Origin of the sequence: Methylophaga sulfidovorans (assembly GCF_900114205.1) — a bacterium.
GTDB lineage: Bacteria > Pseudomonadota > Gammaproteobacteria > Nitrosococcales > Methylophagaceae > Methylophaga > Methylophaga sulfidovorans.
Window position 1 is genome coordinate 30335 of record NZ_FOSH01000012.1, and the last position, 26370, is coordinate 56704.

Sequence of the window (26370 nt, forward strand, 5' to 3'; positions counted from 1 at the left end):
CCTTATTGACAGTGTTGTTTAATATTGTTGCTCAATTCTTGTATTTTCTGTTGACGATCTTCTTCTTTGATACGTTGTAAATTGCCATCTTCATCATAAAAGCGTCCACCCGGATGGTTTTGATAGGCGGTGAGGGCGTCTTTGGCATCCTGACATTGTTTTTCAAGCTCAGCTTCTTGTGCCGCTTGTTGTTCTGCCTGCTGCTGTGCTTGCTGCTTTTCCTGCTCAGCGGCTTTTTGCTGTGCGATCAACGCATCTACTTCTCTTTGGGCTTGAGCTGGGTCGACGGATGGTGGCGGTGGTGTTTTGATTAATTCAGCGGGAGCAGACTCAGGCGCTTGCTGACTGTAATGCACCTGGCCCTGGTCATCGACCCATTTATAGATATCAGCGCTGGCGGTGCTGCTAAGCGTCGCAGACAGTATAATCAGACTTAATTTGAGATTATCTCTTAACATTACATACACCAAAGCACTAAACTACGTTAATTCTACGCCAAAGCCAGCCATCATAAAATGTCTTATCACACAGACCGTTTTGAAATTCATTTACCTATTGAAAAATCAGGCGCCAATGCTGTCGATCTATTAGCGGATGCCTGTGCACTTTCTAAGCAACATTTAAAACGCATTATGCTTAAAGGTGCGGTCTGGGTCAGTGTCGGAAAAAAAACGCAGCGACTGCGCCGAGCCAAACGTTTATTAAAAGCAGGTGAAACCTTGCACCTCTATTATGATAAAGCGGTCTTAGAGCGTGAAACGGCTGAACCAGAACTGATAGCGGATTACGGACATTATAGTGTCTGGAACAAACCCTATGGCGTATTATCTCAGGGCTCAAAGTGGGGCGATCATTGCACGGTCACTCGTTGGGCAGAACAAGAGCTCAAACCTCAGCGTAATGCCTTTGTTGTGCACCGACTTGATCGGGCAGCTAATGGCTTAATCGTGATTGCCCATGAAAAACAGGCAGCAGCGAAATTATCGGCGTTATTTCAACAACGTGATATCGAGAAGCGCTATCGAATCTGGGTTGAAGGTGAGTTTTCAGCTAAGGCAACTGTCGATAAGCCGATAAGCGTTGATGAACCTATTGATGGCAGGCATGCTCGTAGTCATTTTGTGTTTATGGAATATGACTCAGCTAAACAACAGACTTTATTAGATGTATCGATTGAAACAGGACGTAAACATCAAATTAGACGTCATGCTGCCAGTCTGGGATTTCCGGTGATCGGCGACCGGCTTTACGGACAGCGTAAAACCAATGAAAATCTGCAGTTGAGTGCCTACTATTTGGCCTTTACTTGCCCGTTTACACAGCAACACAGGGAATTTAATCTGTTAGCTGATTAGTATCATTTTTCTGTATGGTGATGCGTTGGAATATACTTGGTAGATAAAGCGCTTGAGATATTGCTCGGGCAATAAACAGCACCATCAATGCCGCCCATAAGCCATGGTTTTCGTAACCCTGCAAAAAATACCAGGCTGGCAGATAACCGATAAACACTGAAAACACCATTGCGTTTCTCATTTCTTTACCAAGCGTCGCACCTACAAACAAGCCATCAAATAAATAGGACCAAACAGCGAGTAATGGCGCAATAATTATCCAGATACTATAGTGCTCAGCAAATGTTGCAACGGCCGGGATATCGGTTAACAGACTGATAATGTTTTGGTGGAATAAACTATAAACAAGACTAAACAATGCGGCGACAGCTAACGCCCATTGTCCATTCATAATAAGACTGGCTTTCAGCATAGCTTTATCTTTGCGCCCGATAGCCTTACCCGTCATCACTTCCGTGGCATTGGCAAAACCATCTAAGACATAAGCCATAAAGGTAATAAAATTCAAAAGCACCATATTAGCGGCCAGAACCACATCACCATGTTGAGCTCCCTGATTGGTGAAAAAGGCAAAACTGAAAATTAAGCACAAGGTTCTCAGCATAAAATTGCCATGTATGGCTAATTGATGCCGTTGTTTTACAAACTGTTGTATGGCCTGTGGAATATGAATATTTCGCCACTGAAAGCCTCGTTTACTCAATAGATAAATGGCAAATATCAAGCCGGTTAATTCAGCAATCACAGAGGCTAATGCCACACCGTTTGCTTTCATTTCCAGACCATTTACAAATAACAGGTCAAACACGATATTGGTGATATTAATCACAATTGCCATAGCTAAGGCTGAACGCGAGGCACTACTGCCAATTAACCAACCCATAATTGCATAATTGAGTAATGTGGCGGGTGCACTCCAGATTCGAACAAAAAAATACTGTTCAGCCTGCATTAGCACATCGGCACTGCCATCTATTAAGCTGAAAGCAATCTTCGCAATTGGCCATTGCAATAACAGTAACACTAAGGCAATAGCAGAAGCTAAAAGCGCGGATTGGACTAACACTGACTGCGTTTGCTGTTGGCTGCCATGCTCACTGACCTGGGAAGTCAGACCGGTTGTCACCATACGCAGAAAACCAAAGCCCCAGAAAAGAAAGGTGAATACCATACTGCCGAGCGCTACAGCGCCCAGATAAATAGGGGAATTAAGGTGACCCATCACAGCGGTATCAACCAGGCCCAGTATAGGCGTCGATAAATTTGCCAGAATCATGGGACCAGCAATGGCCCAAATTTGTTGGTGTGATAGTGTTTTTTTCAATCTTGCATCCAGAAAATAAAAAGGCCACATCTTGGTGGCCTTTGAGTCGCTCTTGTGAGTCAGGTCAGAGGAGAGGGGCTATCACCAGACTGACGATGGCCATGACATTGATCAGAATGTTCATAGCTGGACCAGAGGTATCTTTCAATGGGTCGCCTACGGTATCACCAACCACAGCGGCTTTATGTATCTCTGAGCCTTTACCACCGTGATGACCTTTCTCTATATATTTCTTGGCATTATCCCATGCACCGCCGGCGTTAGCCATCATCAAAGCCATCATGACACAACAGATAAGTGCACCGGCTAACATGCCTCCCAATGCTTGAGATCCTAAGCCAAAACCAACAATGACAGGAGCTAATACTGCTAATAAGCCCGGTAAAATCATTTTGTTTAAAGCCGCTTTAGTCGCAATGTCCACACAGCGAGCAGTATCTGGTTTAGCCGTTCCCTCTAATAAGCCGGGAATTTCCTTAAACTGACGACGAATTTCACGAATCATATCAAAAGCAGCGTCGCCCACGGCTGTCATAGTGAGAGCACTCACCAGAAAAGGGAATATGCCTCCGAGGAACATGCCCATCAGTACCAGTGGATTGTTTAACAATAAAACAAAGCTGGCATCACCATGACTGATGGTTTCGATATAAGCACTGATAATCGCTAATGCCGCCAGAGCCGCTGCACCTATTGCAAAGCCTTTACCAATGGCTGCTGTGGTATTACCTAATTCATCAAGGGAGTCAGTAATGTCACGGGTTTGTTTACCCATTTCTGCCATTTCAGCGATACCGCCGGCATTATCGGCAACAGGGCCATAAGCATCAATAGCCATGGTAATTCCGACAGTTGCCAGCATGCCGACTGCTGCTATAGCAACACCATAAAGTCCTGCTGCATAACTGGCAGAAAAGATAATTGCAGCAATGGTGATCACTGGAATAGCTACAGATTGCATGCCTAAAGCAAGTCCTGAAATCATCACAGTAGCAGGCCCGGTTTCACCGCTTGCAGCCAGTTTTTTTATCGGTGCACCGCCCGTGTAATATTCGGTAACCAGGCCAATAATAATGCCACCTAAAGCACCGGATAACACAGCAATCCACAATTCACTGACGCCTCCCATCAGGCTAATCAGCCACCAGGCAGCGAGTATAAAAAGCAGTGATGCGCCAATGGTGCCAATTCTTAAAGCAACGTTAGGTGCTTGTTGGGAAAATAGCTTTACACTAAGAATGCCTAATATCGAGCAAATAAGCCCTGCAGAGGCTAAAGCCAGTGGCAGAAACATTAATGTTGATTGTGTGTCGGCCAGCTGCTTGATGGCAACAAGTCCCATCGTTGAGGCTATGGTTATACTGGCGATGATAGCGCCGCAGTAAGACTCAAAAATATCAGAGCCCATACCGGCAACATCACCCACATTGTCTCCTACATTGTCGGCAATAACACCGGGATTACGGGGATCATCTTCAGGAATACCGGCTTCGACCTTACCCACTAAGTCCGCCCCAACATCGGCTGATTTGGTATAGATACCACCACCAACTCTTGAAAATAAGGCGACGGATGATGCGCCCATGCCAAAACCATGAATGATATGTGTGGTTTGAGGATCATGGCCGTAGAGCAGGTAGAGGAAACCTAATCCCAGCAAGCCCATAGCTGCCACAGTGAGTCCCATGATTGAGCCACCAGAAAAGGCCACGGACAAGGCTTCTGCTATTCCTCGGTTTTGTGCGGCGACTGCTGTTCTGACATTGGCTTTGGTTGAGGCATACATGCCAATAAAACCTGCACATGCTGAGCAGATAGAGCCGATAAAAAAAGCAAAGGCACTTGGCCAACCTAAATTTGAGAATCCCAGCGCTAAAATAGACAATAAGCAAAAAATCGCTAATCGTGAATATTCTGCTTTCATAAACACCATAGCACCGAGATGAATCTGATCGCCTATATCAACGACTTTGCCGGTGCCCGCTGGTTTTTTCAGGATAGAGATATAAAGAAAAAACGCACAAAGTAAACCAAAAACACCAAGAATGATTGGAACATAGCTGAGCGATGCCATAAAATTCCCTCTCTTGATTACAAACTGTGTGTATGAAACGCGTTTATTATGGTTTTTATATCTTTTATACGCGCCTGAGATATCCAAGTAAAGTCAAAGACTTATCATGCTGGCTTGTCCGGTTGAACCGAAATAAAGAGTACCCCTTATAATGGAATGGATTGGCTATGTAGTTGCAGGTATGGTGTCTGGCTTATTGGCTGGTTTATTTGGCATCGGTGGTGGACTTATCATTGTGCCTATTCTCATGCTGGTGTTTGGCTGGCAAGGCATGTCATCTGAGATAGCGATTCATGTGGCTATTGCCACCTCTTTAATGACGATAAGTGTTACTTCGATCTCATCCATGCTGGCACATCATAAATATGAAACAACGCAATGGCACTTGGTGAAGAAGCTGGCTCCAAGTCTTGTTTTGGGTAGTTTTGCCGGCGCCTATATCGCTAGTTCCATGCCCAGCCATATCTTAAAAATCTGGTTTGGTGTGTTTGCACTCTTGGTAGCAATAAAAATGTGGTTGCCGCCACCTAAATCTGTTTCAACTAAGTTTTTAGCCGCGCCGAGTATTTTTTCTGCGGGTTTAGTTACCGGTATTGTCTCGGCTATGGTGGGTATTGGTGGTGGTTCATTAGTTGTGCCATATCTGGTGATGAGTGGAATATCAATGCAACGTGCGGTCGGAACGGCGGCAGCCTGTGGTTTACCGATTGCTCTAAGTGGTGCGCTTGGTTATATGGTCATTGGTTCACAACTGGAACATATCGATGGCCAGTGGCAAAGTGGTTTTGTTCACTGGCAAGCCTTTTTAGGCATTATTGCTACCAGTGTGTGGATGGCTCCTCTCGGAGCGAAGCTAGCAAAAACGTTGCCTAGTCACATTTTGAGCCGTTTATTCTCAATATTTCTCTTTATACTGGGAATCTTCTTTTTAGCCCGCTAAGTCAGTGGTCATTCTGATTCTTTAGAACAGTTTGTGCGCGAGATATTTTCTGACGGTGATTTTGAGAGTAAGAAGAATGCGTATTCACTGGCTGAGAGTTTAACCTGACAGGCTTTTCTTCTATAATCAGCGACTTTGTTTATTTGCTATCTGGAGCATAACCTTATGAATCTCGACCGTGTTGGTTCAGGCAAAAACTTGCCGACAGACATCAATGTCATTATTGAAATTCCTTCACATTCTGATCCTGTGAAATATGAAGTGGATAAAGAAACCGGAGCGCTTTTTGTTGATCGTTTCATGAACACAGCGATGTTCTACCCATGCAACTATGGTTATGTGCCACACACTTTATCTGATGACGGTGATCCGGTTGATGTGCTGGTGGTCAGTCCATATGCCCTAATCAGTGGTTCTGTAGTGAGCTGCCGTCCAGTTGGTATGTTGAAAATGACCGATGAATCTGGTGAAGATGCCAAAATCATTGCTGTACCCCACGATAAAATGTACGACGATGTTCGTGATATTAATGACTTACCAGAACGTCTGTTGAATCAACTTTCACATTTCTTTGAACACTACAAAGATTTAGAAAAGAACAAATGGGTTAAAGTTGAAGGCTGGGTAAGTAAAGCTGAAGCAGAAACTGAAATTGTGGCCAGTGTAGAACGTTACAAATCAGAACCTGTTAAGCCCCAATTTTAAAACTGACTGATTTACAATGATTCGGCGAGCTGAAGTTTCAGCTCGCCGTTTTTTTATCTAGTGCGGAAAAATTATGACAACACTGGTACTTCAAGGTAAAAGCCTCACGCATGAACTGGCAGAGCAGATCGCCCATCAGTATTCTGGTCAGTTTAACTGGTATAAACACTATGCGACGGTGACTCACGTATCTAATATAGATGCTGAGGCTGTTCATCAGCTTCGTCAGCAATACGATTTCGATATTAATCTGATACCCGAACAGTTTGATTATCGTGCCGCTAAACTTTTAGTGACAGATATGGATTCAACCTTGATTACCATTGAGTGTATTGATGAAATCGCTGATTTTATGAATTTAAAACCCGAAGTTGCTGCGATTACAGAATCGGCAATGCGTGGTGAAATAGACTTCGAAACTTCACTTCGCAAGCGTGTGTCCCTATTGAAGGGCTTAGATGTTGCTGTACTTGAACGTGTTTATGAAGAGCGTTTGAAACTGAGTCCCGGTGCTGAATTGATGGTGTCTACATTAAAAGAACATGGCTATAGTTTAGCCTTGGTATCGGGTGGTTTCACTTTCTTTACTGATCGCCTGCAACAGCGTTTAGGACTGGATTTTGCCCAGGCAAATAAGCTGGCAGAAAAAGATGGCAAACTTACCGGTGAAGTGGATGGTGATATTTGTGGTGCACAAACCAAAGCTGATTTTCTGCTCGCATGTTGCGAAAAAATAAATATTTCTGCTGAGCAAACGATAGCAGTGGGTGATGGGGCTAATGATTTATTGATGATGGCGCCAGCCGGTTTGAGTGTGGCATACCACGCTAAACCAAAAGTGCAGCAACAGGCGGCGACGGCGATAAATCATAATGGTTTGGATGCAATTCTTGGTTTATTGCAGCTTGAATATAACTAGCCTAAGCTTGAATTATAAAAAAGCATCCCCATCTCAACAAACACAATAAAATTCTAAAACTACGAGGATTGAATAATGGAAGTAATGGAAAAAATCAAACAGGCGATTGAGTCAAATCCTGTTATTTTGTTTATGAAAGGGACGCCTGAATTTCCACAATGTGGTTTTTCCAGTCGAGCCTCTCAAGCAATTTCTGCCTGTGGTGCAGAATTTGCTTATGTCAATGTATTGGCTGAGCCAGATGTCCGTGAAAATTTACACCGTTATGCAGACTGGCCAACCTTCCCACAGTTGTATATCAACGGGGAATTAGTCGGTGGCTGTGACATCATCATGGAAATGTATGAGAACGGCGACTTGAAAAAAATGATTGATGAAGTGAGCTAAAAAAGGGCATGAGTCAGGAAAATGATCACGAATGGAACAACGACAACGAATATGCCGTTGCTCCAGAAAAGCCAGACTTGAAGCAACCACCCAAGTACCGGGTGATTATGCTAAATGATGACTACACGCCAATGGATTTTGTGATTGAAGTCCTTGAAAACCTTTTTGGCATGGGGCGTGAGCGTGCAACACGCACTATGCTTCAAGTGCATACCGAAGGTAGTGCCTTGTGTGGTATTTTTACCTATGAGATAGCTGAAGCGAAAGTCGAACAGGTCAACAGCTATTCTCAAAGCCACGGACATCCATTGCAGTGTACGATGGAAGAGGAATGACCTAGTTCGATATCCAACCAATAAGGTGGAACGTAACATGTTAAGTAAAGAGCTCGAACAAACCCTCAGCCAAGCATTTAATTATGCTCGCCAACGTGCTCATGAGTTTCTTACCGTTGAGCATCTCCTGTTAGCCCTGCTGGAAAATGGTCAGGCATTGGCCGTATTGAAAGCGTGCGAAGTAGATATTACCGTTTTACGACAGGAATTAAGCGATTTTCTGGCTGATAATCTACCGACACTCGCTGAGGATAGTGAGCGCGAAACTCAACCAACACTGGCATTCCAACGTATTTTACAACGTGCGGTTATGCATGTTCAGTCATCAGGCGGTTCTGAAGTGACTGGAGCAAATGTTCTGGTTTCGATCTTTTCTGAACAACAATCTCAAGCCGTTTATTTACTGCAAAAGCAGGATGTCACACGCCTTGATGTCGTTAATGCGATTAGTCACGGCGATGTTGACGATAGTGCTGCCGCTTCAGAGTCAGAAACCAAAGTAGAAAGTGAGGATGTTTCCGATGAGGATAAAAGTCCGCTAACGCTATACGCTGAAAATCTGAACGCAGCAGCCATCAAAGGCAAAATTGACCCTTTAGTTGGACGTGCTAATGAATTAGAACGTACGCTGCAAATCTTATGTCGCCGTCGTAAAAATAATCCTTTATTTGTCGGTGAAGCAGGTGTTGGTAAAACAGCCCTTGCTGAAGGTCTGGCAAGACGGATTGTCCATGGTGATGTGCCTGAAGTTTTAGCCGAAACCACTATTTATTCACTAGATATGGGTGCGCTCGTTGCCGGTACAAAATACCGTGGTGATTTTGAAAAACGCCTGAAAGCGTTATTACGTGAATTGAAAAAGCAGCCTCATGCAATTTTATTTATCGACGAAATCCATACCATGATTGGCGCAGGTAGTGCTGGTAACAGTACAATGGATGCGGCGAATTTATTAAAACCACTATTAGCCAGTGGTGAACTGAAGTGTATTGGTTCAACGACATATCAGGAATACAGAGGTATTTTTGAGCATGATCGCGCTTTGGCTCGTCGATTCCAGAAAATTGATCTGCCTGAACCAAGTGTGGCTGAAACTGTTGAAATACTTAAGGGACTCAAACCGGGTCTAGAAGAACACCATAATGTGCGTTATTCCAACGCGGCTATTGAACAGGCCGCTGAGTTGGCTCATCGCCACATTAATGATCGCTTCCTGCCAGACAAGGCAATTGATGTCTTAGATGAAGTAGGGGCTGCACAACGTATCGTACCTAAATCAAAACGTAAAAAATTGATTGGGGTGAATGATGTGCAGGCTATCGTCGCAAAAATTGCACGTATCCCTGCGAAAACAGTGTCCAATGCTGATAAAGATAATCTGCGTAAACTGGAAGATAATCTTAAACGCGTTATCTTCGGTCAGGATGAAGCTATTTCTGCTCTGGGTTCAGCGATTAAAATGGCGCGCTCAGGCCTGGGCCATCCAGAGAAACCGACTGGTGCTTTCTTGTTTGCTGGTCCAACCGGTGTTGGTAAAACCGAAGTGACTCGTCAGTTAGCACACAACTTAGGTGTGGATCTGATTCGTTTTGATATGTCGGAATATATGGAAAGCCATACCGTATCAAGACTGATCGGTGCACCTCCTGGTTATGTCGGCTTTGATCAAGGCGGGCTGTTAACGGATGCCATTATTAAACAACCTCATGCTGTTTTATTGTTGGATGAAATTGAAAAAGCGCATCCGGATGTGTTTAACCTGTTACTGCAAGTGATGGATCACGGCACATTGACAGATAATAATGGTCGTAAAGCGGATTTCCGCCATGTTGTTCTGGTGATGACCAGTAATGCGGGTGCTGCTGAGATGAGTAAACCATCCATTGGTTTCACCAAACAGGAAAATCATTCATCTGATGGTAATGAAGCGCTCAAACGTACCTTTACACCAGAGTTCCGTAACCGTCTTGATGGCATTATTCAGTTTAAACCACTCGATAAGGATGCAATCCTTCGTGTAGCGGATAAAGCAGTATTAGAGCTGGAAATGTTACTTGAAGATAAAAACGTCACTATTGAGGTAAATGACGCTGCTCGTCAATGGTTAGCTGAACATGGCTATGATGTACAAATGGGCGCTCGTCCTATGGCGAGACTGGTTCAGGAGAAAATCAAACGACCACTGGCAGATGAACTGTTATTTGGTAAATTGAGTAAAGGTGGTGGACATGTCCGCGTGACATTAAAAGATGAAGATATTCATCTGGAAATGGACAGTGCAGCCGAAGCCGTCAAATCCTGATTTATCTATTAAAATAGTGAAACAAAAAAAGCCCGGTAGTGAACACTACCGGGCTTTTTGTTTTGTGCTGGTCGATCACTCTATGTCAACACTTTTCTACAGAGTTATACACTTGTCATCTTTCTGTAAAGTACGTATTAAAAAGTTCCCGTAAGCGACTGATTTTTAATGACGAGATTATAAGTTATTGATTTGTATGTATAAAATTATATGGTTATTTTTTAACCATTTTGAGAAGAGCCTTTGTAGGAGAGGCACTTAGCGACTAACTCCAAACTTAATCACAGAGTTATCCACAGAAAATGTGAGTAACTTTACAGTTTTATGACAGGGTAAAAATGCGCTTATAATTCGATGCCTTTCTGTGCTTTTATACCGGCTCGGAATGCATGTTTAACATCCTCAATACGACTAACTGTATCGGCGGCTTCTATGACGCTGTCAGGGGCTCCTCGACCGGTGATAATGACATGTTGCATCTCTGGTCGCTGAGCGATGTCATTCAAAACCGTTTCTGCATTGAGATATTTCATTTTTAAGACGATGTTCAATTCATCTAATAACACAACATCAATTTCTGGATCGTTAAGCATAGCTTTGCAGATTTCCCAGCCTTTTTCAGCTGATGCAATATCCTGTTCAAGGTTTTGTGTTTCCCAGGTAAAGCCATCCCCGACGACATGGTAAGACACTTCTTCAGGAAAACGGCGGAAAAATGATTCTTCCCCTGTGCTGAACGCACCTTTGATAAATTGAACTACACCGACTTTCATATCATGACCAAGAGCTCGGGCAACCATACCAAATCCTGATGAGCTTTTACCTTTGCCGTTACCTGTAATGACTAGTAATAAGCCTTTGTCTTTTTCTGCTTTTTGAATTTTTTCATCGACCACACTTTTATGGCGTTGCATACGTTGTTTATGACGTTCACTTTTTTCAGTATCAGACATTGGACTTTCCTAAAACACAATTAAAAACAATAAAAAGCTGATTTCCAGCAATTCGACCATCGCGCCGGCAGTATCACCGGTAAAGCCATCCAGACGATGCTCCATCGCGTAGCGAAGTAATAAGAATACGATCAAACCCAGTAACAGCGGTGTGAAACCAAGGCAGAAGAAAGCAATGACAGTGGTGATAATTAGCATCCATTTCACTTCGTTCACTGGCAGGTAGTTTTTTAATACCGCCCCAATGCCGTTAGGTCTGACGTAGTCAGTTGTGAGGAATAATAAAGGCATTGCTGTTCTGGCCAGGATAATGCTCCAGATTAATGCATACGTTTGGCCTGAAGAAATAACGATTTCCAGTAAGGCCAGTTTGAGTAATAACGACAACCCTAAGACAATCACTGCAATCGGGCCTGCTGCAGGATCTTTCATAATCTCCAAGCTGCGTTGTTTACTACCTATTCCACCAAGCCATGCATCAGCTGAGTCGGCAAGACCATCAATATGTAGGCCACCAGTTAACAGTACCCAGGCACTAAGTAATAAAGCAGCACTGAGCAAACTATAAGAAACAGGTAAAAAGGATATAACGCCGGCTAGAATTAACCCGATAATCAGGCCAACTACCGGATAAAAAATTAAGGAGCGTCCAAGCTGCTGATCACTTGCATTGGCATAGCTAACAGGAATAATCGTGAGAAATTGAAGCGCTATTTGAAAAGATAACCACATTATTTATCTCCTTTACTAATATTGGCTTGTTCAAAAGTGGCCATACCATTATGTAAAAGGCAGGCTTGACGAAGTAGAGGAACAGCTACCGCAGCACCACTGCCTTCTCCCAGACGCATATCCAGCTTAAGTAATGGTTTAGCGTCTAATGCATCTAAAACGACTTTGTGACCTGGCTCAGCACTTTGATGACTGTAAATAAACCAGTTTTTGCAGCCTGGCTGTATTTTCTCAGCCGTTAATGCTGCCGTAGTACTGATAAAGCCATCTATAAGCACTGGAACACCTTGTTTGGCACAGCTTAAATAGGCACCGACCATCGCAGCGATTTCAAAACCACCCAAGGATTGCAGCAGGGTTAAAATATCTCCTTCCAGCTTGTCTGCGTGTAGCTTAAGTGCACGCTGGATAACCGTCAGTTTATGCTGAATACTTTGTAGATCTAGTCCTGTGCCGGGACCCACGAGGTCAGCAGGATCACATTTCAAAATGGCTGAGGCCAAAGCCGTGGCAGTAGAGGTATTACCAATACCCATTTCACCGGCAATATAGAGTTGGGTATTTTCTATATCACTTAATACATTATCACGACCAATTAATATGGCTTGCTGGCATTGATGCTCAGTCATGGCCGGGCCATCGCAAAAATTAGCGGTACCAGCGTCGATGCGTTTATCTAATACACCAGGAATATCTTCTAGCGTGTCTACTGTACCGACATTGATTACATCGAGTTTTGCAGTTAACTCCTGAGCTAATACATTGATAGCAGCACCGCCACTGGCAAAATTTCTTATCATGGCCGCGGTGACTGACTGAGGAAATGCTGAAACACCTTCAGCCATGACCCCATGGTCTGCTGCATAAACAGTGATATGTACATGCGTCAGGTCAGGTATTTCACTGGCCTGTAAACTGGCAATTTTGACTGCTAAGTTTTCCAGCTGTCCGAGAGAGCCGGGCGGTTTAGTCAACTGCTGCTGACGTGCCAAGGCTTTTTGTTCATGCGTCTTATCTACTAATTTAACAGGTTTTTTGAGCCATTCAGCAAAGCTGTTCATGCAGTTGTCCTTTTAATATATGAGGTAGACCCGCCACAGTTAAGATGACGTTATCGCTGATTTTGGCGATACGTTGATGTAATACACCAGCCTCATCGCAATAACGACGTGTTAGGTCACCCAAAGGCATCACGCCCATATTGGTTTCATTGCTGACCATAATGATATGTTTATCAATGAATTGCAGAATATCTAAAAAAGCGGATATTTGTTCTGTCAGCAGATCGCCTTCAGCTAATAATAGGTTGGTCAGCCACAAAGTTAAACAATCTACCAGCACGACATCTGTTGTTGCTTGTTTTATTGCATCTCCGATATAAAGCGGCTCTTCAATGGTTGGCCAGTTGTCTGGTCGTTGCTGCTGATGTTGTTTAATCCGTTCTGCCATTTCATCATCATGCGCCTGAGCTGTAGCAATATAGGTGACGGATTCACTTGTGGCTGATGCCCATTGTTCAGCTAAGCGGCTTTTACCTGATTTGGTGCCACCAAGGATTAACGTTGTCGCCATCATGCGTCCTCAAGTATATGCAGCAATTTTTCTGTATCAACATGTGTAGCAATCATTTCTGCGAGTTTATTAATGTCATTTTCACGAAGTTGCCAGTAATCAACAGACTCAACATCCTTAATACCTGCCCAAGTCAGTAACGCTTGTGCAGCCTCGTCTTGTTCAAATAAACCATGCAGATAGGTGCCGATAATCTGTCTATCATCACTGATGGCACCATCTGGGCCATGCGACAGGCTCATAAGAGGCGATTCCAGCGTTTTTCCTGTGCTGATACCAGCATGTATCTCATAGCCTGAAATAGTGACAGGCGCATTATTGATAAGTAATTGCCCCTGATTTTGCCGTAATGTTTTATCGCCAGCCAGCGTTGTTTCCATATCCAGCAGTCCAAGGCCGTTACTGCTGCCAGGTTGACTTTCAATACCCTCAGGATCATGAATAAAATTGCCGAGCATTTGAAAACCACCACAGATACCTAATACTTTGCCACCATAACGACAGTGTTTATCTATAGCTTCGGCCCAGCCCTGATCAAGCAGCCAGTCAAGATCAGCTCTAACATGTTTACTGCCGGGCAAAATAATCAGATCGGCTGCTGGGATGGTTTCATCAGGGCCGATAAACTGTAAATTGACTTGCGGATGCAATCTTAATGGGTCGAAATCAGTATGGTTACTGATGCGGGGTAACACCGGCACGATAATATTAAGCTGTTTATCCGAGCCCGTTATTTGTTGGGTATTCACCGCATCTTCTGCTTCTAAATGTAAGCCATGTAAATAAGGCAACACACCTAAAACTGGTTTGCCCGTTTTTTCTTCCAGCCAGTCCAGTCCAGACTGTAATAAACTGATATCACCGCGGAAACGGTTAATAATAAAACCTTTAATGCGTGCCTGTTCTGATTCAGATAAACACGATAATGTACCGACCAAGTGGGCAAACACACCACCGCGATCAATATCAGCAATCAAAATAACCGGGCAATCAACCGCTTCAGCAAAACCCATATTAGCGATGTCCCGATCACGTAAATTTATCTCTGCCGGTGAACCTGCACCTTCCACAACCACCAGATCATAATTAGATTCAAGCCGGTGATGTGAATCCAAAACTGCTTGCATCGCTATTGGCTTATAGTCATGGTAAAAGCGGGCTTCCATATTGGCGATAGCTTTACCGTGGATAATGACCTGAGCGCCGGAATCACTATTAGGTTTAAGTAACACCGGATTCATATCGATATGAGGAGCCAGATGACAAGCTTGTGCTTGCACTGCCTGAGCCCGGCCAATCTCACCACCTTCTGCTGTTACCGCACTATTGAGTGCCATATTTTGTGGTTTAAAGGGAGCAACACGATAATTCTGCTGCACAAACCAACGACATAAGGCGGTGACCAACGTGCTTTTGCCTGCATCAGATGTGGTGCCCTGAATCATTAATGTTTTCTGTTTCATAACACTTCTCTCAGGGATTGCAGGGCTTTTTCCAGTCGCTGCCATTGCTGCTCATTGGCCGGTAAACCAAAACGCAAACTGGCAGGGGAGCTAAATAAGCGGGTTAATACCGCTTGTTTTGCCAGATGTTGATGGATCACGCTGGCGGCAGGATGTGTGACCCACTGAAATAAGTCAGTACCGCCAGTAGGACTAAGATTATAAATACTGAGCAACTGAGCCAAACGTTGAGACTGGTTTTGTAGTTGTTCAATAGTACACTGTTGCCACTGACGATCCTTTAATGCCTGTGTGCAGATATATCGAGAAGCCGTAGCAATTGGCCAGGGGCCAAGATGTTCTTCTACCTTGTCGAGAATTGTTTTCTCCGCGATCAAAAAGCCAACACGACAACCTGCCAGACCAAAGAATTTGCCTATGGACCTTAGGATAAGTAGTCCAGGCATGACTGGCAGACTAGAAAGACTTTTCTCAGGTGTTGTGTCAATAAAAGCTTCATCGATGACCAGCCAGCCATCACCTTGTTGTAATTGCTGATGCCATTTTAATAGTTGTTCTTTGCTATATTGCCTGCCACTTGGATTGGTTGGATTGATGATAATTAATACATCCGTATCCTGAAGCACAGCATCAATATCTTCATGAGCAATTGCTTGAACATCATGACCGGCTTTTTGCCAACTATAAGCATGCTCTGCATAACAAGGTGCTATCACTTTTACTCTGCATGGCCCACGTAATTGCGGTAAATATTGGATAGCAGCCTGACTGCCGGGAAGTGCGATTAAAGATGGATTACCGTAATAGACTGCCGCTGAGTTGAGTAAATCATCATCCTGCTCTGGTAAACGGGTCCAGACAGATTCGGGTAATGCCGGAATGGGCCAGCCATTAGGATTGATCCCAGTTGATAAATCCAGCCAATGCTGGTGGGCGATACCATATTTTTTAATGTAGTGATTGAGTTTGCCACCATGTTCAAGCATAGCTGATACCTGTAATTACGGTGATGGCAGCTATCCACAGCAGCAAGCTATCAGTGACTAGATGTAAGGCGCGAGGAATATCATCTGCATTGGCTTCGCGATTTAAGCCAAGCGTTGGACGATCGTGCCAAACACCGTGATAACGTGCCAGACCACCCAGCTCTATTTCCAGCGCCCCAGCGCCAGCGGCCATAACTGGGCCAGCATTTGGACTATCCCATTGTTTAGCTTGCTCTCTCCAGCAATGCAGTCCAGAGCGGATATTGCCTACCAGAGCATAACTGAGCGCCGTTAATCGTGCTGGAATATAGTTCATCAGATCGTCAATACGTGCGGCAGCACGACCAAAATAGAGGTAACGTTCGGTTTTATAACCCCACATTGCATCCAATGTATTACTCAGTCGGTAAATAACGACACCGGGTAAGCCAGCTACAATAAACCAGAATAAGGCTGAAAAAATCGCATCGCCGCCATTTTCTAATATCGACTCAATACTGGCTTTAGGAATATGTAAGGTCTCTCTATCACGGCTAACGATATAGCTGGTCAAGGTTTTTGCCTGCTCAATATCACCTTGTTTTAACGCGCTGATAATCGGTGTCACATGATCGTATAAGCTACGATGCCCGATACATAGGTAGAGTATGATAACGCTGAATATCAGGTTAAGTGATGGAATTTCACTGATACAAGAAGCGATAAAAGCAAAAGGGGCGACCAGCACTAACCAGCCAAGCAGGCCTTTAATAAACTGCTTTTTGATGCCGTCATTAGCGTTGTACAGTCTGTTTTCAATATTTTTGGTGAGTTGACCAAAACCAACAAGCGGGTGACGGCGGGTTGGTTCACCGAGTAACCAATCAAGCAGTAGGGCAAGAATAATAAACAGTAAGGTCATAAACTGGCCGGTTTATCCCACTGGTTTTCATATAAAACAGAGTCAAGTTCAATACCCTGACGCCAGTTTTCCATTTGCAACATCGGCTCTGGATAAAATTCCTTAACATGACCCAGGCACAGGATGGCGACAGGGGAGGCGCCTGAAGGTAGTTTGAGTAAGTCTGCCAAGGCTTCTGGTTCAAAAATAGATACCCAGCCCATACCCAGACCTTCGACTCTGGCGGCCAGCCACATGTTTTGAATGGCACAGGAAACGGAGGCCAAATCCATATTCGGCATGGTTCTTCTGCCAAAGATATGTTCTTCACGCTTATCACATAGGGCGACAACCAGGATTTCGGCACAATTATCCATACCCTCGACTTTTAAACGCATAAACTCATCTTCACGTTCGTTCATGGCTCTAGCCGTCTCAATGCGTTCCTGTTCTACCAGTGCTTTTATTTTTTCACGAATAATGGAATCGGTAATGCGAATAATTCGCCAGGGTTGCATCAGGCCTACACTGGGGGCTTGATGTGCGGCCATTAATAAACGTTTGAGCTGTTCCGGTGCAACAGGATCTGGTCGAAAGTGACGCATATCACGACGTTCGGCTATTGCCCGGTAAACCGCTTGTTGTTCTGTCTGTGAAAACTGATGAGGGGAATCACTCATGGTGCCAACCACGCTGCAATAAGATGAGGATTAGAGTAAAAGTAAAAATGGATATAGCTGGCGGTCAGACGCTGTTGTTGATAGACCGCTTCACTGACTGACTTGCCATTAGGACACTGTCCGCTTATTTCTGATACTAGTTCTGTGCTGAGTAAAGAATGATGATAGGTATGACCTCTAATTACTTGATTCTCAACGGTCACTTCCTGTAAACCAAGCGCGGTTAATCTGGCTTGAAGCTTAGCTCTGGCTGGCAAAATACCACACATCGTTGCAGTGATATCTGTTTTATCCGTCAGTGTTTCGCAGAGGTACAACATCCCGCCACATTCAGCGAGAATAGGTTTATTTGCATGATAATGCTGCTGGATAGCTTGTTGCATCTGCGTATTGACGCTTAATTTCGCCAAATGTAATTCAGGATAGCCGCCGGGTAAATACAGACTGTCGATGTCAGGTAGCTCGTTATCATTCAGAGGAGAGAAAAAAACAAGCTCAGCACCTAATGCCTTCAGACAATCCAGATTTGCCTGATAGAGAAAAGAAAAAGCAGCATCTTTGGCTATGCCAATTCTCACACCTTCAAGTAATGATGGCAGAGGCGAAGTATCACTAAGTGGAAAATCGATGTTCGGCAAAGATACTGAATCATCAAAATCAAATGCCTCAAGCGTATGGCCCAGACGTTGTTCTAAATCTGTAATTTCACTGGCTTGTTGTAAACCTAAATATCGACTGGGTAGGGCATGTTCCGTTTGTCGGAATAGAGTAGCAAGACAAGGAAGTGATGGAGGCAAGGCATTTTTGAGCATATTGGCATGACGTTCACTGCCGACTTTATTGGCGATAACCGCCGCCACTTTTGTATCTTGCCGATACTGATCCAAACCTACTGCAATAGCAGCAAAGGTTTGTGCCATGGCACTGGCATCGATAACGGCGAGAATGGGTATACCAAAAGCTGCTGCCAGATCAGCCGTGGACGGTTCGCCATCAAACAGTCCCATCACACCTTCAATCAGGATAATGTCAGCCTGCTCAGCGGCTTCAGCTAGCAGTTGCTGACTATGTTGTTTGCCAACCATCCAAAGATCAAGCTGATAAACAGGGTGACCTGACGCCTGCTCTAAAACCATTGGGTCCAGAAAATCTGGACCCACTTTGAATACGCGAACATGTTTATTTTGCTGCCGGTAATGCCTTGCTAATACAGCTGTGACCGTAGTTTTACCTTGGCCAGATGCAGGTGCAGCAATAACAACAGCAGCGCAAGACTGCGACTGCATATCTATTAGTGCTGCTGATCAGCTCGTCGTGCCGTTGCTGTGAAATGCATAGACACATGGCAAATCATCGCAATTACCAAATAGAAACTCATTACCGCCAGATTTTTAGGGAAGTACTGAATAAAACGTTGTGTATATTCAGTGAATGTTGGATCCGGGTAACGACCAGAGAAGAAGTAAAAACCACCACCACTGAATAATGTTGCTGCAGTGGCTGCTACCAAGACACTACCAATAAGTGGTAATAAGGTGGCAACATTAAATTGGTATTTCGATGCATACCAGCGGCCAGCCATCCATAAGCTGCCATAAGCAGGAATCAGAAAACCGTAAGCAGGGGATACGCAGAAACTATTGCTCAATTCACCGCCACCCAACAACACACTGGCAATATCGAGACCAGCAGCCATCACTAAAAATACGGGAAACCAAGCTGCTGAACTGAGGTAAATACCAGCTAAGAAAAAGATAGCCCATGATGCACTGGGTAATGCCTCGACAGAAGCAAAATGATGACCTCGGGTCATAAACATTAAGACAGCTAAAAGGCCAGCAATAATAAGTTGCTGAGAACGAGATAAGGACATGATGTGATTCTCCAGTGTGCCCACCCGCACACAATAGGTTTTGAATTTGCCAAGAGGCACGATTTATTTTCAGGCCGGTCTCCGGACTTGTGAGTTTTGCCTGATAAACACCTTCCCATACAGCTCTGTACAGTGGCATAACGTTTATCTCATCTCACTTACCGTTGCGGGGGCAGTGTCGGCATTATCATCTCGATGCACCGACTTCCCGTTTACTCGCGTTAGCAACACCTGAAAGTCGGGATAGAATAAGGATTAATGCGAGATATTGTCAATTTGACGTGTAGGCAAAAAGCCGTACTGTCGATATAGTTGAAGAGCGCAAGTTTGACGGATGAAAGTGAAGCCATTACTATGCGCGGCTCTTCAGGTGCTCTGTTTATGCAGAGTTAAACGGGAAGTTGGTGAAAAATCCAACACTGCCCCCGCAACGGTAAGCGTTGAAAAACACATCATTAAGCCACTGCGAATGTCGTGGGAAGGCGATGTGTCAGGCGATAGCCACAACGTAAGTCCGGAGACCGGCCTGAGGTTTCATAACAACACAATGTGTTGTGACCCTATTAACCCTGGATCGCGGGTGAGCGTATCCTCAGGAGACAATTATGACCTTGTTTTCAAAGGCTTTGCCTTTGCGTGCTTGCACGCGTCTATCAGCATTCACGCTGATTTCTTCTTTACTTTCCTTACCAGCCATCGCCAGTGATGAACTTGATTCCATCACGGTCACGGCGAACCGTATGCCTACTGAAAATGCATTGGCGCCGACTACAGTGATTACAGAAGCTGACATCGAAAAGCTTCAAATTCAAGACCTTGCCTCATTATTGTCACGTTTTCCAGGCATTGATATGACTCAGAATGGTGGTTTGGGTAAGACGAGTGGTGTGTCTATTCGGGGAACAAACTCCGATCATGTTCTTGTTTTAGTCGATGGCGTCAAATGGTATTCCGCTACATCAGGCTCGTCAGCGTTACAAGACTTTCCTGTCAGCCAAATTGAACGAATTGAAATTGTCAGAGGCCCGCGTGCTGGACTTTATGGTTCAGAAGCTATTGGTGGTGTGATTCAAATCTTCACTAAGAGTGGTTCAGTTAGTAAGCCAACGCCTTATTTTAGTGTTTCTGCTGGTACAAAGAATACACTTCGAAGCAATGCTGGAATAAGTGGTGGTAACGACACTACAAAATATAATCTTGGCTATAGCTACGACACGACAAATGGCATTAACACGCAAAAAGGTAAAAACCCAGATCATGATGGGTACCGTAATCAAAGTGTATCGTTAAAAGTTAATCAACAGTGGATGGAAAATTGGTCAACAGATCTTAATCTGCTTCGTGCGAATGCCCGTAATCACTACGATGGCTATAGCGTAAATAAAAATTACGTTACAGATACTGTGCAACAAATTCTGGGACTAAATAATAATATTTCAGTGAACGATACATGGTCTATGAGTTTTGACCTCTCTGAGTCGCGTGATCGTTCACAAAACTATGTCGATGATGAGATAACAACGAATTACAATACTCGTCATCGTTATGCGGGGTGGATAAATCACTTTCAGTTAAATACTCAGCACCGTGTCAATATTGGCCTAGAGTATGAGAATGATAAGATTGATAGCTCTGATACTTTCGTCGAAGACTCTCGTGACAACAAAGCTATTTTTGTAAGCTGGGAAGCTGAAGTCGATAAAAATACTTGGCTTATGAGTGCCCGGCATGATGACAATGAATCATTTGGTCATGAAACGACGGGAACGGCTGATTATGGTTTCCAGTTAAGTGATGATTTAAGGTTGACAGCCAATGCTGGCACGGGCTTTAAGACTCCCTCATTTAATGATCTTTATTATCCTCTAGACGGTTCTGGCTACAAAGGTAATCCAGACCTGAAACCAGAAAAATCAACCTCATATGGTATTGGTATAGAAGGCACACCTAGCTGGGGACATTGGGCAGTCAATACTTATAAGAATAAGATCAGAAATTTGATCGTTTGGGATAAATCGCCTTCTAATGTCAATGTGGCGAAGATCAAAGGAATTGAGTTTGAAGTCACAACAACCTTGGCAGATTGGCAAGTCTCTGCAGATGCTTCATTTTTACAACCGGAAGATGATAAAACAGGCAATGTTTTACCCAGAAGAGCAAAACGTTTAGCTAATCTTCACCTGGATCGGAATTGGGGAGACTGGTCTACAGGCGCAAGCTGGAAGTTAAGAGGGCAAAGCTATGATAAAGCCGATAATGTTAAACGTCTTGGAGGTTACGGACTGTTAGATTTGCGTGTTGCTTATCAAGTTGATCCAGACTGGACTGTCAGGTTAACGGGACAAAATATGTTAAATAAAGACTATGAAACCGTTGAGGACTATTACAGCCTAGGTCGTACTGTGATGTTGTCGATCAGTTACCAACCTTAAAATTATTTAGATTCAATAAAAATACCCGAACATGTTTCGGGTATTTTTTTGTCTGAAACTCAGGATTCATCTGGTCAGTAGCCCACTAAAAATATAGAATTGTCACATCTTTTTTATATTGAACTTCCATGACAGATAAATATGACAATAAAGGCTTTGCTACCAAAGCCGTTCGTGTTGGCCACAGAAGAACTGCCGAGTCAGAACAATCAGAACCTATTTTTCCGACATCCAGCTTTGTGTTTGAGAGTGCAGAACAAGCTGCTGCCAGATTTGGTGGTGATGAAAAGGGAAATATTTATTCACGCTTCACCAACCCCACAGTTCGCACTTTTGAACAGCGTTTAGCTGCTTTAGAAGGTGGTGAAGCCTGTGTTGCTACATCGTCAGGTATGTCAGCGATCTTATCGACAATGATGGCCTTATTATCTGCAGGTGATCATATCGTTTCGTCGATGAGTATTTTTGGTACTTCTCGTGTTTTATTTGATAAGTATTTATCTAAATTTGGTGTTAGTACGAGTTATGTAAAACTCACCGATCTGGATGACTGGAAGGCGGCGATTACACCAGAAACAAAAATATTGTTTTTGGAAACGCCATCCAATCCAATGAATGAAATTGCTGATTTGGAAGCGCTTTCGAAGCTGGCAAAAGCCAATGACTGTTTATTAGTCGTCGATAATTGTTTCTGTACACCAGCATTGCAAAGACCATTGGAATTAGGGGCTGATATCGTTGTACATTCGGCAACAAAATATATTGATGGCCAGGGACGTTGTATTGGTGGCGCCGTCGTGGGAGATGCCAAACGCGTAGGTGAAGATGTATTTGGATTCCTGCGTACCGCTGGTCCTACTATGAGTCCATTTAATGCATGGACTTTCCTTAAAGGTCTGGAAACGTTGGATTTAAGAATGAAAGCGCATTCAGCGTCAGCACTTGAAGTAGCGACTTGGTTGGAATCTCAGCCATTAGTGAATCATGTCTTTTACTCAGGCTTGCCTTCGCATCCACAGCATGAGCTGGCTAAGAAACAACAGTCGGCATTTGGTGGCATTATTGCCTTTGAAATTAAAGGTGGAAAGAAGGATGCCTGGACCTTAATCAACTCACTGGAATGGCTTTCTATCACAGCGAATTTAGGTGATAGCAAAACAACGATCACGCATCCAGCAACAACAACCCATGGGCGTCTGTCAGAAGAAGCACGTGCCGCATCGGGGATTTCTGATGGGATGTTACGACTTTCTATTGGTCTTGAAAGTGTTGATGATATTAAAGCGGATCTAGCCCGGGGTTTTGCTGCCATTAAATAACGGCACAAAACCTGCATAGCCCTGCCTACATTGGAGTAGCTGTCAAAAAAATGTCTTTAAAAAGCCTAAAGACAGAGCCTGACAGCATAATGAACAAGGTAGATTGCTATGTTAGATTTCTTAAAGATCGCATTGCCATTAGTGTTGCTGGCAACCATGCCAGTACGGCAGGCACAAGCGGCTGAAACACCCAGTAGTGATGTTCGTGTTGTGATAGACGTATCAGGCAGCATGAAAAAAAATGACCCCAAAAACCTTCGGGCACCAGCACTCAGAATGTTAGTGGGGCTGATGCCAGATGATGCTAATGCTGGGGTCTGGACCTTCGCTAAGATGGTGAATATGCTGGTGCCATGGCAAAAAGTAGATGACGACTGGCGCCAAAATGCTATTGAGAAATCCTCAAAAATACATTCTCTAGGTCTGTACACTAATATTGAATTAGCACTACAGAAGGCCACCAAAACCGGCATCAAAAATGATCCTAAGCAGCGTCAAAGCCTGATTTTATTATCAGATGGCTTTGTCGATTTACAGCCTGGCGATAAAGCCAGTGAAGCATCACGGCAACGCATTTTGAATGATATTGTTCCCAAGCTAAAAGCGGCGAATCTGGCCGTTCACACCATTGCCCTGTCAGATAATGCCGATCATGAATTACTAAAAGCCATTTCTATGGAAACGGATGGCTGGTATCAACAGGCCAATTCGGCTGATGATTTACAGCGTATTTTTTTGCATATGTTTGAAAAAGCCACACAACCAGACACCGTGCCTCTGACTGACAATCAATTCAAAATCGACAGTAGTGTCAATGAAATGACAGTGCTCGCCTTTCGTAAAGCTGGCTCTGCAGAAACTCAACTTAAAACACCTGACGGTAAAACCCTTACTGAGCTCGATCAGTCAGAAAAAATGCGTTGGTTACACGAAGATAGCTTTGATCTGATTACTATTGAAAAGCCTGCCATCGGTGAGTGGAGAATTGACGCCCAACTTGATCCTGATAACAGGGTGATGGTGGTAACAGATATGAAACTGGAGACCAGTGATTTACCGAATAATGTACTTAAAGGTGAAAAATTTGATTTTCACGCTACATTAACTGATCACGGTAAAGCCATTACCCGAAAAGATTTTCTTGAACTCGTCGATGGCTCACTGAAGCAAAACTCAGAGCAGGGAGAGAAGCGATTATCGATGATACTGGATCCTCAAAAAAGTCAGTTTAATGCCACCTTAGGTGAGGAGTTTACTGCCGGTAGACAAGATGTGATTGTGACGCTGAAAAGTGCCACATTTGAACGTCAGAGACGCCAGAGTATCAATGTTATAGCAGCCCCTTATTATGTTGAGACTGAGCGCTTACCCGGCGACAGTCGAAGTCATCGGATTCAAGTTCAGGTTGAACCAACACTCATTAAACCGGATTCTTTGTCGATAAAAGCATTATTAAGGGAAGAAAATGGTAGCGAGTGGCCCTACGATATGCAGAAAACCGATACGAATAATTGGCAACTGACATTAACTGAGCTGACCAAAGATGCCAAATATGACTTGTCACTTCAGTTACGTGGTGAAACGCCTGAAGGACGACCTGTGTTTTTACAGGCAGAACCGATTCAATTAAAAGATGAATTAGCTGCTGAAGAGCCCGTTGACTTATTTGACGAAGAACTGACACCTATCCTAGATCCGATTACCGGTGACGATGAGGCCAATATCGATATCATGCCATTGGATGATGATCTGATGTTAGAAGACAGTGATGGTAGTTCAGACAGCTCCATGTCAGATAACACCAAACTCCTGATCGGCAATGCCATTATTGTCTGTTTATTGATTGCTGGTGTGATTTGGTGGCGTAGACAGAATGCAGCCACTATGGCGGTAGGAGATACGCTTTGATAAATCTAACCGACCCGATGCTGGAGTTTTTGGCTTATGAACTTGCGCTTATTTTTGCCATTATTGCAGGCATCTTACTGATAAGTAATCGAAAAAAACAAAGTAAAGTACATAGTGCCAGTAGTAATGCTGTAAAAAAGATTAAACGCAACAGGGAAGTCAGAGAACAGAACCTGAGCCAGGTTCTGCAAGAAAAATATGGTTTGAGCGATGAAGCACTGAAAGCTGAAGTCAATGATTTTCTTGAGCGTGAACGCCGTATTCAGAAGAGTCTGGTAAAAAACTATATCGAGCAGGACTCCAATGCATTTCTGAATATTCCGGACCTGATTGAACAAGCCGTTGATGCTGCCTTAAATATTGAACCTGTTGGTTCGCATGCTGTATCGCGTCAAGAAGAAAAAAGTGCACTAAGCGAAGCTGATTTACAACAACAAATCGATCATGCTGCTCAAACAATGGAGAGATTACTCGGCCAGTATCAACAACTCACCGGAGCTGCTATTGCTGGTGCGGCAGTCTTGCCTGAAACAGCGGAAAGTGATGTTGTCATTGATGAGGATAATGCCGAATCAAATGATACTGCAGAAGCTGAACAAGCTACGGAACAAGGTGATGAGCAAGCCTTTGGTGATGACCATGTCGAAGATGTGGTGTTCGATGATCAGGCTGATATCGAAATTTCTACCACTGAGGAAGAGGAGCTGGTTACCCCGGTTTCTGATGAAAATACTGACATCGAAACAGAAGTGGTATCCGAGTCATCACCAGAAGAATCAGTATTAAGTAATGATGAACTGGAAGCCTTGTTGGACGGTGAAGATTTTTCACTTGAAGATGAAAATGCAGAACCATCTGAGCCAGAAGAAACAAGTGAAGTTTCAGACAGCGAGGGTGCAACTGAACCTGCCTATGTGGTTGAAATCAATGGTGATGGTGACGAGCCCAATTCAATTCAACAGGAACTGACAGAAGAAGAACTCAAGCGGTTTACTGAAATCAGTGATGATATTGAAATTCCGGGTGCTGTAGATGAGATTTTGGCATCTCTGCAAGATTCGGATGAGAATGAGGCAAAGCCCGCCACAGCTGAATCTGTAGAACAAATTGAAAACGAAGATATTGATACTTTACTGGCTCAACAAGAAACTATTGCAGAGCCAGAGCCAGAGCCAGAGCCAGAGCCAGAGCCAGAGCCAGAGCCAGAGCCAGAGCCAGAGCCAGAGCCAGA

24 protein-coding genes and 2 riboswitches are annotated in these 26370 nt (G+C 43.9%); of the genes, 11 read left to right on the forward strand and 13 right to left on the reverse strand.

The genetic code is table 11. The features are described 5' to 3' along the window. Nucleotides 1-2: 2 nt before the first annotated feature. On the reverse strand, nucleotides 3-458 hold the full coding sequence (locus tag BM232_RS10615; protein WP_091714448.1) for a DUF4124 domain-containing protein: 456 nt from the start codon (nucleotides 456-458) through the stop codon (nucleotides 3-5). A gap of 57 nt (nucleotides 459-515) precedes the next feature. Here BM232_RS10615 and BM232_RS10620 point away from each other — a divergent pair, with 57 nt between their 5' ends. Next, nucleotides 516-1355, forward strand: coding sequence for an RluA family pseudouridine synthase (locus BM232_RS10620; RefSeq protein ID WP_091714451.1), 840 nt, complete (start codon nucleotides 516-518; stop codon nucleotides 1353-1355). Here the strand turns inward: BM232_RS10620 and BM232_RS10625 are convergent. Further along, nucleotides 1336-2709: an MATE family efflux transporter gene (locus tag BM232_RS10625; RefSeq protein WP_245752914.1), complete on the reverse strand. Its 1374-nt coding sequence runs from the start codon at nucleotides 2707-2709 to the stop codon at nucleotides 1336-1338. The two genes, BM232_RS10620 and BM232_RS10625, sit on opposite strands and share 20 nt — an antisense overlap. Nucleotides 2710-2743: 34 nt before the next feature. Then, nucleotides 2744-4753, reverse strand: coding sequence for a sodium-translocating pyrophosphatase (locus BM232_RS10630; RefSeq protein WP_091714453.1), 2010 nt, complete (start codon nucleotides 4751-4753; stop codon nucleotides 2744-2746). A 151-nt stretch (nucleotides 4754-4904) separates the two neighbouring features. On the opposite strand from BM232_RS10630, the gene BM232_RS10635 reads away from it, so the two are divergent. The 6 genes from BM232_RS10635 to clpA all read left to right on the forward strand — a co-directional run bounded on the left by BM232_RS10635 (nucleotide 4905) and on the right by clpA (nucleotide 10341). Further along, complete coding sequence (locus BM232_RS10635; protein ID WP_245752915.1) at nucleotides 4905-5693, forward strand: sulfite exporter TauE/SafE family protein; 789 nt, start codon at nucleotides 4905-4907, stop codon at nucleotides 5691-5693. A gap of 165 nt (nucleotides 5694-5858) precedes the next feature. Continuing rightward, nucleotides 5859-6398 carry an inorganic diphosphatase gene (gene ppa / locus BM232_RS10640; RefSeq protein WP_091714458.1) on the forward strand — a complete coding sequence of 180 codons (540 nt, stop codon included), beginning with the start codon at nucleotides 5859-5861 and terminating at the stop codon, nucleotides 6396-6398. Nucleotides 6399-6471: 73 nt separating this feature from the next. After that, nucleotides 6472-7317, forward strand: coding sequence for a phosphoserine phosphatase SerB (gene serB, locus BM232_RS10645; protein WP_091714461.1), 846 nt, complete (start codon nucleotides 6472-6474; stop codon nucleotides 7315-7317). Between the two features lie 75 nt (nucleotides 7318-7392). Further along, entirely contained in the window at nucleotides 7393-7704 is a 312-nt protein-coding gene (gene grxD, locus BM232_RS10650) for a Grx4 family monothiol glutaredoxin (protein ID WP_091714463.1), read from the forward strand. A gap of 8 nt (nucleotides 7705-7712) precedes the next feature. Beyond that, entirely contained in the window at nucleotides 7713-8039 is a 327-nt protein-coding gene (gene clpS, locus BM232_RS10655; RefSeq protein ID WP_091714466.1) for an ATP-dependent Clp protease adapter ClpS, read from the forward strand. Between the two features lie 37 nt (nucleotides 8040-8076). Next, entirely contained in the window at nucleotides 8077-10341 is a 2265-nt protein-coding gene (clpA, locus tag BM232_RS10660; RefSeq protein WP_091714469.1) for an ATP-dependent Clp protease ATP-binding subunit ClpA, read from the forward strand. 344 nt (nucleotides 10342-10685) lie between these two features. Here the strand turns inward: clpA and cobO are convergent, their stop codons facing one another. From cobO to BM232_RS10710, 10 genes are read right to left on the reverse strand one after another with little or no spacing between them, the layout of a single operon-like run. Next, nucleotides 10686-11294, reverse strand: a complete 609-nt coding sequence (gene cobO / locus BM232_RS10665) for a cob(I)yrinic acid a,c-diamide adenosyltransferase (RefSeq protein WP_091714472.1) — start codon at nucleotides 11292-11294, stop codon at nucleotides 10686-10688. 9 nt (nucleotides 11295-11303) lie between these two features. Continuing rightward, entirely contained in the window at nucleotides 11304-12026 is a 723-nt protein-coding gene (locus BM232_RS10670; RefSeq protein WP_091714474.1) for an adenosylcobinamide-GDP ribazoletransferase, read from the reverse strand. Further along, on the reverse strand, nucleotides 12026-13087 hold the full coding sequence (gene cobT, locus BM232_RS10675) for a nicotinate-nucleotide--dimethylbenzimidazole phosphoribosyltransferase (protein WP_091714477.1): 1062 nt from the start codon (nucleotides 13085-13087) through the stop codon (nucleotides 12026-12028). Before cobT ends, BM232_RS10670 begins: the two co-directional genes overlap by 1 nt. After that, nucleotides 13071-13598 carry a bifunctional adenosylcobinamide kinase/adenosylcobinamide-phosphate guanylyltransferase gene (gene cobU, locus BM232_RS10680; protein ID WP_091714576.1) on the reverse strand — a complete coding sequence of 176 codons (528 nt, stop codon included), beginning with the start codon at nucleotides 13596-13598 and terminating at the stop codon, nucleotides 13071-13073. The genes cobT and cobU overlap by 17 nt, the downstream gene beginning before the upstream one ends. After that, nucleotides 13598-15061, reverse strand: coding sequence for a cobyric acid synthase (locus BM232_RS10685; RefSeq protein ID WP_091714479.1), 1464 nt, complete (start codon nucleotides 15059-15061; stop codon nucleotides 13598-13600). Before BM232_RS10685 ends, cobU begins: the two co-directional genes overlap by 1 nt. Then, nucleotides 15058-16047 (reverse strand): threonine-phosphate decarboxylase CobD, encoded by a 990-nt coding sequence (gene cobD / locus BM232_RS10690; protein ID WP_091714481.1) that lies wholly within the window; start codon nucleotides 16045-16047, stop codon nucleotides 15058-15060. Before cobD ends, BM232_RS10685 begins: the two co-directional genes overlap by 4 nt. Then, entirely contained in the window at nucleotides 16040-16948 is a 909-nt protein-coding gene (gene cbiB / locus BM232_RS10695; RefSeq protein ID WP_091714483.1) for an adenosylcobinamide-phosphate synthase CbiB, read from the reverse strand. The genes cobD and cbiB overlap by 8 nt, the downstream gene beginning before the upstream one ends. Then, nucleotides 16945-17607 carry a 5,6-dimethylbenzimidazole synthase gene (bluB, locus tag BM232_RS10700; protein WP_091714486.1) on the reverse strand — a complete coding sequence of 221 codons (663 nt, stop codon included), beginning with the start codon at nucleotides 17605-17607 and terminating at the stop codon, nucleotides 16945-16947. The genes cbiB and bluB overlap by 4 nt, the downstream gene beginning before the upstream one ends. Further along, the gene (locus BM232_RS10705) at nucleotides 17604-18893 is read right to left on the reverse strand and encodes a cobyrinic acid a,c-diamide synthase CobB (RefSeq protein WP_091714489.1); all 1290 of its coding nucleotides are present in this window, start codon (nucleotides 18891-18893) and stop codon (nucleotides 17604-17606) included. Before BM232_RS10705 ends, bluB begins: the two co-directional genes overlap by 4 nt. Nucleotides 18894-18898: 5 nt before the next feature. Further along, nucleotides 18899-19480, reverse strand: a complete 582-nt coding sequence (locus tag BM232_RS10710) for a hypothetical protein (RefSeq protein ID WP_091714492.1) — start codon at nucleotides 19478-19480, stop codon at nucleotides 18899-18901. Between the two features lie 55 nt (nucleotides 19481-19535). Then, a riboswitch (cobalamin riboswitch) is annotated at nucleotides 19536-19730 on the reverse strand. 101 nt (nucleotides 19731-19831) lie between these two features. After that, nucleotides 19832-20024: riboswitch (cobalamin riboswitch) on the forward strand. 61 nt (nucleotides 20025-20085) lie between these two features. Here BM232_RS10710 and BM232_RS10715 point away from each other — a divergent pair. The 4 genes from BM232_RS10715 to BM232_RS14805 form a co-directional block, all read left to right on the forward strand. After that, nucleotides 20086-21912 carry a TonB-dependent receptor domain-containing protein gene (locus tag BM232_RS10715; protein WP_091714495.1) on the forward strand — a complete coding sequence of 609 codons (1827 nt, stop codon included), beginning with the start codon at nucleotides 20086-20088 and terminating at the stop codon, nucleotides 21910-21912. A 128-nt stretch (nucleotides 21913-22040) separates the two neighbouring features. Continuing rightward, nucleotides 22041-23231, forward strand: a complete 1191-nt coding sequence (locus BM232_RS10720; protein ID WP_091714497.1) for an O-succinylhomoserine sulfhydrylase — start codon at nucleotides 22041-22043, stop codon at nucleotides 23229-23231. Nucleotides 23232-23339: 108 nt separating this feature from the next. Continuing rightward, a complete protein-coding gene (locus tag BM232_RS10725; protein WP_091714499.1) occupies nucleotides 23340-25139 on the forward strand; it encodes a VWA domain-containing protein in 1800 nt (599 codons plus the stop codon). After that, on the forward strand, nucleotides 25136-26370 hold a 1235-nt coding region (locus tag BM232_RS14805; protein WP_218153334.1), incomplete at its 3' end, for a hypothetical protein. The genes BM232_RS10725 and BM232_RS14805, both read left to right, overlap by 4 nt.